This is a genomic window from Andreprevotia lacus DSM 23236, assembly GCF_900176275.1.
GTDB classification, from domain to species: domain Bacteria; phylum Pseudomonadota; class Gammaproteobacteria; order Burkholderiales; family Chitinibacteraceae; genus Andreprevotia; species Andreprevotia lacus.
Window position 1 is genome coordinate 1 of the sequence record NZ_FWXD01000012.1, and the last position, 12,792, is coordinate 12,792.

13 protein-coding genes are annotated in these 12,792 nt (G+C 59.1%); 8 read left to right on the forward strand and 5 right to left on the reverse strand.

From position 1 onward, the window contains the following. On the reverse strand, positions 1-241 hold a 241-nt coding region (locus tag B9A19_RS11140; protein ID WP_139798784.1), incomplete at its 3' end, for a leucine zipper domain-containing protein. 136 nt (positions 242-377) lie between these two features. On the opposite strand from B9A19_RS11140, the gene B9A19_RS11145 reads away from it, so the two are divergent. Continuing rightward, the gene (locus tag B9A19_RS11145) at positions 378-2,201 is read left to right on the forward strand and encodes a P-loop NTPase (protein WP_084090881.1); all 1,824 of its coding nucleotides are present in this window, start codon (positions 378-380) and stop codon (positions 2,199-2,201) included. Positions 2,202-2,270: 69 nt separating this feature from the next. Here the strand turns inward: B9A19_RS11145 and B9A19_RS11150 are convergent, their stop codons facing one another. Beyond that, entirely contained in the window at positions 2,271-3,359 is a 1,089-nt protein-coding gene (locus B9A19_RS11150; RefSeq protein ID WP_139798785.1) for a hypothetical protein, read from the reverse strand. A 193-nt stretch (positions 3,360-3,552) separates the two neighbouring features. Here B9A19_RS11150 and B9A19_RS11155 point away from each other — a divergent pair, with 193 nt between their 5' ends. From B9A19_RS11155 to B9A19_RS11170, 4 genes are all read left to right on the forward strand, one after another. Next, on the forward strand, positions 3,553-3,810 hold the full coding sequence (locus B9A19_RS11155) for a hypothetical protein (RefSeq protein WP_217807044.1): 258 nt from the start codon (positions 3,553-3,555) through the stop codon (positions 3,808-3,810). 223 nt (positions 3,811-4,033) lie between these two features. Then, positions 4,034-5,581: an IS21 family transposase gene (gene istA / locus B9A19_RS11160; RefSeq protein WP_084090994.1), complete on the forward strand. Its 1,548-nt coding sequence runs from the start codon at positions 4,034-4,036 to the stop codon at positions 5,579-5,581. Further along, positions 5,575-6,321, forward strand: a complete 747-nt coding sequence (gene istB / locus B9A19_RS11165; protein WP_084090884.1) for an IS21-like element helper ATPase IstB — start codon at positions 5,575-5,577, stop codon at positions 6,319-6,321. Before istA ends, istB begins: the two co-directional genes overlap by 7 nt. A gap of 123 nt (positions 6,322-6,444) precedes the next feature. Beyond that, complete coding sequence (locus B9A19_RS11170; RefSeq protein ID WP_176216888.1) at positions 6,445-7,074, forward strand: SIR2 family NAD-dependent protein deacylase; 630 nt, start codon at positions 6,445-6,447, stop codon at positions 7,072-7,074. A 62-nt stretch (positions 7,075-7,136) separates the two neighbouring features. Here B9A19_RS11170 and B9A19_RS11175 read toward each other — a convergent pair whose 3' ends face one another. Then, on the reverse strand, positions 7,137-7,415 hold the full coding sequence (locus tag B9A19_RS11175) for a hypothetical protein (RefSeq protein WP_084090886.1): 279 nt from the start codon (positions 7,413-7,415) through the stop codon (positions 7,137-7,139). 213 nt (positions 7,416-7,628) lie between these two features. Between B9A19_RS11175 and B9A19_RS11180 the strand changes: the two genes are divergently transcribed. Then, positions 7,629-8,528, forward strand: a complete 900-nt coding sequence (locus B9A19_RS11180) for a LysR family transcriptional regulator (RefSeq protein ID WP_084090887.1) — start codon at positions 7,629-7,631, stop codon at positions 8,526-8,528. Positions 8,529-8,767: 239 nt separating this feature from the next. Beyond that, a complete protein-coding gene (locus B9A19_RS11185) occupies positions 8,768-10,417 on the forward strand; it encodes a hypothetical protein (RefSeq protein WP_084090888.1) in 1,650 nt (549 codons plus the stop codon). A gap of 16 nt (positions 10,418-10,433) precedes the next feature. Here B9A19_RS11185 and B9A19_RS11190 read toward each other — a convergent pair whose 3' ends face one another. Further along, positions 10,434-10,952, reverse strand: a complete 519-nt coding sequence (locus B9A19_RS11190) for an acyl-CoA thioesterase (protein ID WP_084090889.1) — start codon at positions 10,950-10,952, stop codon at positions 10,434-10,436. A 109-nt stretch (positions 10,953-11,061) separates the two neighbouring features. Between B9A19_RS11190 and acuI the strand changes: the two genes are divergently transcribed. Continuing rightward, positions 11,062-12,045, forward strand: coding sequence for an acrylyl-CoA reductase (NADPH) (gene acuI, locus B9A19_RS11195; protein ID WP_084090995.1), 984 nt, complete (start codon positions 11,062-11,064; stop codon positions 12,043-12,045). 93 nt (positions 12,046-12,138) lie between these two features. On the opposite strand, the gene B9A19_RS11200 is transcribed toward acuI, so the two are convergent. Continuing rightward, positions 12,139-12,792, reverse strand: a complete 654-nt coding sequence (locus tag B9A19_RS11200; protein ID WP_084090996.1) for an HAD family hydrolase — start codon at positions 12,790-12,792, stop codon at positions 12,139-12,141.

Consider the following 12,792-nt stretch of genomic DNA (forward strand, 5'->3'; position numbering starts at 1 on the left):
CCACGATGGTTTGCGCGGTCTCGGGCGAAATGGTGCGTGGCGAACGGGCTGGGCGTGAGGATTTGTCGAGCAATGCGGGCGCGCCACCGGCCAGGTAGCGGGCCAGCCATTTGCGTGCGGTGACGGCACTGACGCCATGTGTGGCACCGGCTTGTTCCGCGGTGTGGCGCCGCTGGGTGATGTCTTGAACCATTTCAAGGCGACGAAGGTAGGTCAATCGGGCATTCTTATGGGTGTTCATCCGGATCGGGGCTCTGTAGTGACTGGGGGTTTGGCGATTTCCAGTCTCTCAAAATCTCACCGGGTGAACACCCGCAACAACCTATTGAACCTTCACACCTAGCAATCAACCGACCAAGATCGATTACAGGCCCGCCGTGCAGGTCGCTCAGCCGCCCAAGGGTTGGTTTGTGCACCAGCCAGAGGATCTGGCCAAGCATCTCCAACCGCTCGGTGAAGGAACCGCCCTGCGCTATTTTGATGGCGCCGTTCCAGATTGGCCTACGGCCCTATCCACGTCCATTCCTCGCCGCCGTGTCGTTTGCGACCTAGTGGATCGCTTTCTGCAATTTGATACTACCGGCAAGCCCGTCGTTACCCTGCTGCTAGCAGCCGGATGCGAAGGCAAAACCACCGCGATGCTGCAAGCTGCTTACGCCATCGTCGAAGGGAAAAACGACTGGCGCATCCTTCAGCGCCGGGACGAGTCCCAGCCCTTGGTGGTCAAAGACATTCTCGCAGTACTGGACGACGACTACAGGTGGCTGTTGCTACTGGACGAGGCCGATAACGCGGCGGTCCAGTTGCAAGATCTTCTTAAACAATTGCCACAGACGCAGAATGGCCGGGTGCATGCTTTGCTGGCTTGCCGGGACACGGATTGGCTCGCGTCAGAAGCAGAAAACCTAAATTGGACCTCTGCAGATTTCCATAAAGAATATTTGATCGGTCTCGACGCAAGCGATGCCGAGGCCATCGTTCAGTGTTGGCAGGCTTACGGCCAAGCTGGCCTAGGTGATCTGGCCAAACAACCAGAGACCGAGTGGGCCGCGATACTAGAACGACAGGCCAAGGAAGAGGCTAGTAATAGGTCGGGAGCCTTCTTTGGCGCGCTGTTGGCAGTGCGTAGCGGCAGCGATCTGCGCAAGCGCGCTCGCGTGCTACTGGAACATTTAGGACGCCGCCCAATTCCTAGTGGCGGTACGCTACGTGATGCTCTGGCCTACATCGCTGCGATGCATGCCGAAGGACTGGAGTTCTTATCCCGCCCAGTTTTGGGCCAAGTACTGGGTTGCCCCGCAGGAAAATTGCACCGCGAGGTGCTGGTACCCTTGGGCCAAGAAGCGGCGGCGACCACCACATCGTCCTTCATCTTTACACGTCACCGGCTCATCGCCGAGACCTTGGTGTCGGTGCTGGAGAATGAGTTTGGCGAAGATATCGGGGCTCTTTATGTTGCGCTCGGTAAAGCGGCTATGGACGCTCTAACCATTGCCTCGTTGCCAGAGAATCCCAAAGAGTGGCGATTCGAGATTTCCAACCATTTTTTTGCGCAAGATCGGAAAGATCTGGCCTTCAACATCGCCCAGGGTGTCCTTGACCGGGAATCGACGAATTCCCTGACTCGTATTCATGTCGCCAACTTATATCGCCGGGCAAATCTTCCAGATCAGGCAATACGCGTGTTCAAGGAACTGACGACCCCACCTAAGGAAAGAGCGTTCTATTTCGAGTGGGGCGTGGCTGAAGGCGAGTGTGACAATTTCGTAGAAAACGCTATGTTGGCTGCGTATTCCATTTCCGACCAATCCTCTGGCCGCCGAGTCGACAACAAACAAGCCACGACCATCCTTGCAGGTCTGGGAGTTCCGTTCGGAGCCCTATATGACGCCTACGGCAGCTCGGCCTTCCGTGATGCCCGCATGGCAGTGGCCATCTTAGGGCTAACACTGAAGCCAGATAACAGGTCCGAAGCTCATCTTGGTACGCATCAACGCGAGACAGAAGCTCAAGGTGCTAATGCGCCCAATTTGGAACAAGCTATCCCTTTACTGCAAGCCGGCATCGCTGCCGCCGCTCAGATTGGATTGGATGCGCGGATCGGTGAACTGGTATCCCAAGCGGAAGAGATAACCTTCAGCGGGCTTGAAGAGCTGATTTTTGCCTTTGCACAATCCAAGAATACGTCTAGGCAGGAGTAATTGTGATGTGAGCTATATCCGAGGCCCATATGCTGTAGTGCTGTAGTGCTGTAGTGCTGTAAAACAAGCTTATACCGGCGGCCACTCGCCATAGGTAAAGATCACAGCTGTGTTCAAGGTGGGCAGCGGCAGAGCGCGTAACCGCTCACTGCCGGGCCGGATACGTATTCGGCTCTTGCCGCTCATAAATACCTCGTCGGGCGGGAATTTGCCAATTCGGCTAGTGAGCAGGCAATCCCATCCCCAAGCCCAGCAACGTCGATGCTCTTCCCAGTCAGCCCACTCGCTATACCTCGGTGGGCCGAGGTCCCAGCAAGGCACAAAAACCGGCCGCATCGCGTAGCAAATATCGAACCCTTGTTTTCCAGCCAGCAGGTCGATCATTTTGCGCACGAGGTCGCGCCAGCGCGGTGTTTTTCCGGGGTCTTCGGCGGAATGGGCCAGACGGTGCAACAGCAACATGCTGATCTCGAAAGAGCGGCTATCAATAGCGAAGCGGCCGTTCAGCCATGGGGTAGCATCGAATATCTTCGTGGTAAACAGCCACAGTAGCTCGGCCATCAACTTCCGAGTGTAAAACTCCAGCCCGACGATTAGCAGCAACTGGTAAATCAGGATCGCCACCGTTTCTTGGGTCTCGGAGGCACCAGTGCGAGCGGCTTCGTTCCAGTACAGCACCAAGGCAGCCAGCGCATCGAGGTCGCCTCGCCGCAGCAGTTTCTGTCCTTGGCGGTCATTGAAGGGCGTAAGAACACGTGGTGCGCCAAAGCAATCGTGCTGCGGTCGAAACACACACGTCTGCACCGACGGATCAAGCCGCGACATCCAATCTGCGGCAATGATTGGCTGAGAGCCTATTCGCTTCAGGATTGCCCACAGCGGATGGTGCAGCTCACGGGCAGAGCCCGCAGCTTGGGATTCGAATAAGCGCACGAAGCGCGCTTGCGGTGTGTGTTCGCCCTGTGCATAGCCGCTCCACTTGCCGGGATAGCTTGTTCGCCCATCCTTGCGGGCGAATCGACCTTGTTCCAACCGTTTCTCGACTTGGTAGGACGACTGTTGGCAATCCAGCGCCTTGGCGATGCCCTGATACCAGAAGCGCACGCGGAGGATATCTACAGGGTCACGCTTTTGGTTCTTTGTCTGAAGCGGATTCATAAGCCCTTCGTCTTTAACGTGGCTCAACGAAAGTTATGACTTCGAAGGCTATTTCATTTGAAAACAATGACATAGGTTGACAAGGTTACAGTACAAATATGCCAAATCTTATGGGATCGTCAAGTGGGGAGCGACGCGCTAGGCTAATGCCATTCAACGTGACTGGCCGTGACCCATGCTTTCGCAGAGCAACTTGAGTGCTGAATTGGAGCGTGCGCTGATCGATCGGCATGGCCCGATGCTGCCCAGCCGCGTGCTGTGGAAGGTGTTGGGCTACTCGTCGGCCGCAGCTTGGCGGCAGTCGATTCGCCGGCAAACCGTACCGGTTCCGATTTTCAAACTGGAGGGACGAAGCGGCTATTTCGCGTTGTCGCGTGACGTTGCGCAATGGATGGCGCAGCAGCGGATGACCGCAACTGAAGCCGCTGATCAGAAGGGGGGAATGTCATGAGATTAGGCTGAGCACATGGTCCACTATCTTCGCTGCAGCCAGAAAGACAAAGGCCCGGGGTTGCCGCCCCAGGCCAATGAGAAAACGTCAAGCTGAATCCCCTGACGCGTTTCATTGTCAATCTGACCCGCGATGGCGTCAAGCTATCGCGTGGGGATGCTGCGCCTTTTTTGGATGGATCGCGACGAGCGAGGCGGCTGCTCGCCCGTTGTCCGGAGAAACAATGAAACTTTCTATAGAGAAATTGCGCCAAGTCATTCGCTTGGCCAGCGACCCCTTGCATTCTAACCGAGCCGTCGGACGGCTGAGCGGCGTTGCCGCCAACACTGTCAGAGCGATCCGAGATCTCCTGCGCATCGGCCAGCTCCATTGGGACGATCTCAGGGAGCTCGACGACGAGCAACTGCGTAACGCCCTGTTTGGGTGGCGCGATACACCATCTTCGCGCAAACCGCTGCCGGACTGGTCAACGGTTCATTCGGAGCTACAAAAGCGTGACGTCACGCTGGGGCTATTGTGGGAAGAATATCGGGAAAACACGCCAGACGGTGTGTCCTATGCCCAGTTCACCCGCCTGTACCGACAGTGGCACAAGCGCTGCAAACTGAGCCTCCGCTACGTCTACCGCCCAGGGGAATTCCTGTTTGTCGATTTTTGTGGCAAGACCATGCCAATCCGCGATCGCGATACCGGCGAAATCCGGATGGCGCAGATTTTTGTCGGCACATTGGGCGCTTCCGGCTACTTGTTCGCGACGGCTGTTGCCACGCAAACAGTAGAAGACTGGCTGAAGGCACACATCCAGATGCTGGAACAGCTCGGCGGCGTGCCGTGCTTTATCGTCCCGGACAATCTTAAATCGGCGGTTGTTAAGCACGGCCGAACGGAAATCATGCTCAACCCGGCATATCAAGAGCTGGCCGAACACTATGGCTTCGTTATTCTGCCAGCACGACCAAGGCGCCCGCAGGACAAGGCATTAGCGGAGGTCGGCGTGCAAATCGTCCAGCGCTGGGTGCTTGCGCGCTTGCGGCATCAAACCTTCTTCAGTCTGGACGAATTGAATCAGACGCTGGGCTACTGGATGGCACGGTTGAACGTGGCTGTAACGCGAACTTACCCCCGAAGCAGGTCGGCCCGTTTCGACGAATTGGACCGCCCCACACTGCAACCGCTCTGCGAAGAACGGTATCCGTACAGTCGATGGCAATACAAGGTGCGCGTGGACGAACGCTATCACGTGCGCTTCGGCGAGCATTGCTATTCGGTTCCCTACACCTTGGCGCATGAGCAGGTTGATCTGCGCGCCACTAACGAACGCCTCGACATTTATCGCCAGCGACGGCGGGTGGCGAGCCATCGACTCCAACTGGATGCCGGGGTGACGACCGATCCGGAACATCTCGCGCCGAGGCACCGTCATCATGTGAACGATTCGCCCGAGTCCTTGCGCCAATGGGCACAAGATGTTGGGCCAGCAACGCTGCAATTCGTGCAGCACAACTTGGATGAACGACGTGATTTTGCCAGTGGATTAAAGGCGATTCGGGCCTTGCGGCGCGACGTTCGTCGCGAGGCGTGGCAGGACCGGCTTGAGCCAGCGTGCAGTTATGCAGTGTCCCGTAACATCCTCACATATGGTCGGTTGCAATCGATTTTACGGCACGAGACTTATCGCCGAACGCCGTCACCCAACGTCACGACGCCAAGCCATGACAATCTTCGCGGTGCCGCGTATTTTGCCCGGCAGAATGGTGACCAATCATGCTGACCCCGACGACGATCCCGCAGAAACTCGCCGATCTCGGCTTGGCCGGCATGGCAGCTGCACTGCTGCGTCAGCAAGCCGATCCCACGATGACGATCATGCCGTTCGAGCAGCGGCTCGGGCTGCTGCTGGACGAAGAGCTGAACAGTCGTGACAACCGGCGTATCAACAGATTGATGAAGCAGGCCAAGCTGCGCTACAACCAAGCCGCACTGGAAGACGTGGATTACCGCAGCGGTCGCGGACTGGATAGGCTGCAAATCCAGACACTCGCTGGTGGCGAATGGATGCGTCAGCGGCAGAATCTTATTCTCACTGGCCCAACCGGTACGGGTAAGAGTTGGCTCGCTTGCGCGTTTGGCCAACAAGCATGCCGGCAAGGACTGCTGACCTACTACACGACGGCCACACGTCTGTTCGAAGACCTCGCCAACAGCCTGCTCGATGGCACATTGCCCAAGCGACGTCGCCAACTTGCCCGACTGCCGTTGCTGATCATCGACGATCTTGGTATTGGAGGTATCGACCCGCGACTCGGTCCGATCCTACTGGAAATCCTGGATCAGCAGTCGATGGAAGGGGCATTGATCATCACGAGCCAGTATCCACCAGAGAAATGGTACGACCTGTTTGGTGACCCGACCGTCGCTGATGCGATACTCGATCGTATCGTGCACCGCGCGCACCTTATGGCCTTGAAAGGAGAGTCGATGCGTAAGCTACGCGGGAAAAAAACTGGTTGATCGCGGCCAAGAGGGCTCCATCGGGAGCCCTTTTTTGGGACAACTGTGCAAATCGTACACAACGGGTGGTCAGATCAAATGCAACTCGGTGCGGAAGTTGAATTCAACGGGCTGATCAGAAGCGTGAAATTTCGCAGTTTTTATGGCCACAGGCTGAAACTGTATCGTGAGACGGTGCCGCATGCCGGTTTTGCCGTGCTGCATGCATGGGGCGAGCAGCTGCATCACGGTGCGTTTGTGTTTACCAGCAACGTGGACGGGCAGTTTCAGAAAGCGGGTTTTACTGCTGATCGCGTGGTGGAGTGCCATGGCTCCATCCATCATGTGCAATGCGTGAACGGGTGCAATAAACGTATCGACAGCGCCGATGCCGTGCAGCCTTTGATCGACGATGCCCGCTGCCACTGGCTGGGTGAGCTGCCGCATTGCCCGGATTGTGGCGGGCTGTTGCGCCCCAATATCCTGATGTTCGGGGATAGTGACTGGCTGTCGCGGCGCACTGATCTGCAATATGGCGCCATGAATCGCTGGCTGGCCGGCGTGGGCCGTCTGGTCATCGTTGAATTGGGTGCCGGCAGCACGATTGCGACCGTGCGCTACACCAGCGAACACATCGCCCGGCAATTGGCGGGTGTGGCAACGCTGATCCGCATCAACCCCACCGAGGCGGAGGGGCCTGATGGCTGCATTAGCCTGGCAAGCGGTGCACTGGCAGGATTGACGCTGATCGCTGAAGCGCTGGCAGAAGTTTGAAGTACATTGCTTGCGGGCATGAAAAAGGCCGGCGATGCCGGCCTTTTGCTTGGGCGTGCTGATTACAGCGACGGCACCACGGCGCTTTGCGAGTATTGCACCAGCGCTTGGGTCTGGGTGCTTGCCTTGGCATCGTTGGCGCTGAACGACTGGCCCGGATGCACTGCACTGTGCGCGAACGGCACCAGCGGTTGTTGCGGGGTAGCAACGACTGCAGTGTTGGTCGAAACGGCTTGGGCCGGTAGCACGGCGCTGTTGGCAAATTGGGCCAGGCCGGCATTGGCGGCGGAAACGGCACCGAAGAGGGCAACGGCTGCGAGGGTAGCATTGAACTTGGTCATGATCTGTTCCTTTCCTGTCTTTTGGTCAGTGATCGCGATGGCGGAGTAACGGGTGTTGTGGCCTGTCAGCGGCGTGTCGCGTTTTAAGGATGTCGTTGGCGGTGTGCTGTACGGCATCGATGGAACGTACTTTATGCTTATGCGATTGGTTGATAAACCGCCATTTCATGGATAGATTGTTTCTTATTGGTTGATAATTGAGGGGCTTGAAATTTGGATACCCTGCTCAGCATGCGCGTGTTCAATCAGGTGGCAACCCTGGGCAGCTTCGTTGCTGCGGCCGACAGGCTGGGCATGTCGACCGCCATGGTCAGCAAACACGTCAAGCATCTGGAACAACACCTGGGCAGCCGGCTGCTCAACCGCACCACGCGCCACCTCAGCCTGACCGGGCCGGGCGCCGCCTACTTCGAGCGTGCCCAAGCGGTACTGGCCGAGCTGGAGGAGCTGGAAACCAATCTGCGCCAGACCACGGTCAAGCCGCGCGGTACGCTCAAGGTCAGCGGGCCGGTGACCTTTTGCGTCAATTACCTTGGCCCCGTCCTCAAGGATTACTACACGCGCTATCCCGACATGAAGGTGGACCTGCATCTGTCTGACCGGGTGATCGATCTGGTCGAGGAGGGCATGGACATGGGCATACGCATTTCCGCCCAGCCCAATCCGACGCTGGTGGCGCGGCGGCTGGGGCCGATCAAGCTGCGGTTGGTTGGCTCACCTGCCTATCTGGCTGCACAAGGCACACCGCAAACGCCGGAAGACCTGGTGGACCATGCCTGCATTACCTACACCTATTCCAACAGCGGCAACGCCTGGCAGTTTGATGGCCCCGACGGCCCGGTCACGGTGAACGTGCACCCGCGCCTGCGCGTGAACAATGCCGAGATGGCCACCCGTGCCGCACTGGAAGGCTTGGGGCTGACGCTGCAGCCCACCATTCTCACCCAGCCCTATCTAAGCTCGGGGCAACTGGTGCCGCTGCTGTGTGATTATCCGCGCCCGGACATCTGGTTGTATGCGGTCTATCCCAACCGCACGCATTTGACCGCCAAGGTGCGGGCCTTCATTGATCTGCTGGTCGAGCACTTTGGTGACAATCCGCCGTGGAATTGAGCTGCTGTCACCTTCATGACAATGGTTTGAAAAGTCGAGTATGCTGCATTCACCGGGCCAACTGAGCCAGCCCGGCCGGTGACGAGCGGGGTAGCACAATGTGGAAGCTGATCTGTGCCGTGATCTGTTGCGTATTCATACTGGCAGGGTGCAGTGGCGGTGGTGCGAATAGCGATGCTGCTGCACCGCCAGTACCATTGGCAGTAATTGCGCAGGCGCCTCGAACTGCTGCAGCCGACGTGGCCAGCTATGCGGTGCCACAGACCGGATGGTACTGGAACCCGGCCGAGGGCGGGCGTGGCTACGCCATTGAGGTACAGGGCAACCAGATTTTCCTGGTGGCTTTCATGTATGAAACCAACGGTGTTGCCACATGGTATGCCAGCACGCTGACGCAACAGGCCAATGGCCAGTATGCCGGCGAGTTGATGCGTTATGCAGGCGGGCAGACGCTAGGGGGAGCTTACAAGGCGCCAAGCAGTAATCGCATTGCCTATGTAGTGGCAGCTTTTTCCAGCGCTGGCAGCGGTAATCTGCTGATTACACCGGTGAATGGTGATCAGCCGGTCAGTACGGCGATTCAACGTTTCCCGATTTCCACACCGAATGCGTTTAGCACCTCAGCTGCAGGTTTCCAGAACGGCTGGTACTGGAACGATGCCGAGGGCGGGCGTGGCTACTTTGTCGAAGTACAGGGTACGCAGGCCTTCGTTGCTGCCTTCATGTACGACAGCAGTGGCCAGCCCACGTGGTATGTAGCCAATGCCACACTCAATGGTGGGCAGCAACTGAGCGGCCCCATGCTGCAGTACGCGGGAGGCCAGTCTTTGCTATCCGGCTATAAGACGGCGAGCCAGAAGCCGGGCAACTCAGGCAACATCAGTTTTAGCCTGAACGGTGGTCAAGGCGGCAGCATCGTATTGCCTGGTGGTGGGGTCGTTGCAAGCAAGCGCTTCAGCTTCAACCCCGATCCACCTGCATCGCCCCCAAGTTGCTCCTCGCCGCAGGTCTACATCAATGGTGCCTGCACCACGCCAACTGCGTCGGCCGAAGTGCGGCCAGTGCTGATGTTGCTGGTTTCGCCATCCCCGGTGGGGACTACCTATCAGGCAGAGCTGTGCTGGGGGGGCGCTAGCGATGACAATTGTGATTTGCTCGGCAATTCGGTCTTTGTCAGCATTGATGATTTGCGTGATCCGAACGAAGACATGCCGGCAACGCTGGCCTACGTGAAGCAGGTGGAGGATGAGCTCAATGCCATGCTGTCGCGCATCTGGAGCGCCAAGACCATACCGTCGCGCAGCACCGTGCTCAGCATTCTCAGTCAGGCGATCGAGCAAGATCTGGCTGACGAAGGATTGACTGCGGTGCCGACTGCTACCAAAGCTTTTGTCGACGCCGGTTATCCCGCTGCAAACCCGAGCACTGTCGTGCCGGTCTGTAATGCCCCGCAGGTGTTGAGCGATGGTGTTTGCAAAAACCCAGCCGTGGTCTGTACCAGCCCGAAAATCCTGCAGAATGGTGAATGTGTAACACCGCTACCGCTCAAGGTCGACCCGATTTATGGCTACATGGAAATTCCCACACCGGTCAGTCATGCTTCACAAGATTACATTTGTAAATCGTGGCAAGTGATCGGGGCGCCAATCAAACTTTCCAGTTGTGGCCTCAAGGCGGGCAGCAAGGGGGGGTACTCTGTCGTGGAAAACGACAACAGCGGTCCTGCCGACGTCTGCTATCGCATCACTTACAAGGACCGTTCCACGCCGGAGAAACTGTGCTTCATCACTATGGCCAGTGGGGAGGTGAAGCAGCCAGCGTGTTACTCCTGCGGCACCACTGGACCAGGGGTGAATCTGGTCGAGCTGGATAGTTTCAAGCCCAAATAAACCAGGGTGGCGGGCATTACTTCAGCTTGGCCATCCCGTCCGCCCACGCCTGCAGCCAATCCGGCAGCGGGGGGGATGCTTCGGTATGGCCGGCCAGCGCCATCATCTCTGCCGAGTTGACCGAGCCGCCGCTGCGGCGCAGAAAGCGTGCGCGGATCACGGCGACGGCGTAGGTGTCGTCGCCGACCACGAAGCGCTGGTCGAGGTAGATCGATTTCTCGTCCCAGCCCAGCACCGTGGTTTCCACTTCAAAGCGCTGCCACAGCTTGAGTGATTTGCGGAACTGCATGGTTTCCGCCGCCACCACCGGATACCAGCCGGCCTGGTTCACCTTGTCGTAGAGATCGGCGCGCAGCATCAGGTCGGTGCGTGCCAGATCGAGCAGGGTGAAATAGCGGCCGTTGTTGACGTGCATCAGCAGGTCCAGATCGTTGGGCAGCACCATGAACGGGGTGCGGCACGGGCCGAGCAGGTCACTCTTGGGGCGGCGGCGCCAGGTCAGCAGCAACCACAACAGGCGCAAATACAGATTCATCGGGTTCTCCCTGAGGTGTCGCGCTTGACCATGCGTTATGCTGGGCGCGGAGCTGCCGCTTTATCCCAAGCCGGCAGCGGGGCGTCAATGGCAGTTTTCCGGAGGCAGCATGTTTCAAGCAATCTGCTTGCAGCAGGACGAAGGTGGGTTTAGTGCCGGCCTGACCACGCTGGACGAAGCACGGCTGCCGCCCGACGGCGTGCTGGTGCAGGTGGCGTATTCCACGCTCAACTACAAGGATGCGCTGGCCATCTGCAACGCCGGGCCGGTGGTGCGGCTATGGCCCATGGTGCCGGGCGTGGACTGCGCCGGTACGGTGCTGGCCTCCGATCATGACGATTTTGTGCCGGGTGACCCGATCATCTTCAATGGTTGGGGTGCGGGTGAAACGCGCTGGGGTGCACTGGCGCAGCGTGCACGGCTGCCGGCCGAGGGTATGGTCAAGCTGCCGGCGGCTTATACCCCGCATGATGCCATGGCCTTGGGCACCGCCGGCTATACCGCCATGCTGTGTGTGCAGGCACTTACGCGGCATGGTGTGCCACCGGGTAGCGGGCCAGTGCTGGTGACCGGTGCCACGGGCGGCGTCGGCTCGATTGCCACCTTGCTGCTGGCGCAGCGCGGTTACGAGGTGGCGGTACTCACCGGCAAGCCGCAGGCGGCGGACTATCTGCGCGGGCTGGGCGCCTTGCAGGTGCTGGATCGGGCCGAGTTCGCACAAGCCGGCAAGCCTTTGCAGAAAATGCGCTGGGCCGGCGCGGTGGATACCGTCGGCAGTCACACGCTGGCCAATGTCTGTGCGCAGCTACGCTACGGCGGGGTGGTGGCGGCATGCGGGTTGGCGCAGGGTATGGAACTGCCGGCCACCGTTGCGCCCTTCATCCTGCGTGGTGTGACCTTGGCCGGTATCGACAGCGTATACGCGCCGCGCGCACTGCGCGAAGGCGCATGGGCGGCGCTGGCGGCCGAATTGCCGGCTAGCAAGCTGGGGCAGGTGGTAACGGAAATCGGCTTGAGCGAAGCGATTGCCGCCGCCGGCGAGATCATGGCCGGGCGGCATACCGGACGCTATGTGGTAGATGTGAATCGTTGATGCGCGAACTACACAGGCCGGCTTGGTGGCTTTGTTGCGGAAGCCGTGAACAAAAAAGCCCGCCAAAGGCGGGCTGTGTGTAGCTGGGGGCACTTAACCCGGCAAATGGGCCAAGAGCTCCAGCGGGTGCTCGATCTGCAGATCGGCCCCCCAGGCCAGCGGTGTGTCGGTGTCGGCGATATAGCCGTAATTGGCCAGCACGGTGGTCATGCCCACTTTGCGGCCGGCTTCGATGTCGCGCTCGGCATCCCCGACGTATACACAATGCTCGGGCGCGATGCCCAACCCGGCCGCGGCGTGCAGCATGGGCTTGGGGTCGGGCTTGGGCACGCCGACGGTATCGCCGGACACCACCACACCGGGGGCGACCGGTAGCGGCAGGTGCGGCATCAGCAGCTCGGTGTATTTGCCCGGCTTGTTGGTGACGATGCCCCAAGCCAGACCACGATCGGCAATGGCCTGGATCAGCTCGGCCACGCCTTCGAACAATACCGTGCCCTGATGTGGCGCCGCTTCGTAGTGGGCCAGAAAGCGCACGCGCAGTTCGGCAAAGGCATCGTCTTGCGGGGTGACGCCGAAACCGAGGCCGATCAGCCCGCGTGCGCCGTGGCTGGCGATGGGGCGGATGGCGGTGTACGGTTGCTCGGGGCGGCCTTCCTCGGCCAGCAGTTTGTTCAGCGCGGCGCCCAGGTCCGGGGCGGTATCGGCCAGCGTACCGTCCAGATCGAACAATACGGCTTTGATCAT

Coding starts and splice junctions, on each gene's coding strand:
- B9A19_RS11175 (WP_084090886.1), bottom strand. CDS start 7,415: ATGACCAAGTTCAATGCTACCCTCGCAGCCGTTGCCCTCTTCGGTGCC.
- istB (WP_084090884.1), top strand. CDS start 5,575: ATGCTGACCCCGACGACGATCCCGCAGAAACTCGCCGATCTCGGCTTG.
- acuI (WP_084090995.1), top strand. CDS start 11,062: ATGTTTCAAGCAATCTGCTTGCAGCAGGACGAAGGTGGGTTTAGTGCC.
- B9A19_RS11150 (WP_139798785.1), bottom strand. CDS start 3,359: ATGAATCCGCTTCAGACAAAGAACCAAAAGCGTGACCCTGTAGATATC.
- B9A19_RS11190 (WP_084090889.1), bottom strand. CDS start 10,952: ATGAATCTGTATTTGCGCCTGTTGTGGTTGCTGCTGACCTGGCGCCGC.
- istA (WP_084090994.1), top strand. CDS start 4,034: ATGAAACTTTCTATAGAGAAATTGCGCCAAGTCATTCGCTTGGCCAGC.
- B9A19_RS11200 (WP_084090996.1), bottom strand. CDS start 12,792: ATGATCAAAGCCGTATTGTTCGATCTGGACGGTACGCTGGCCGATACC.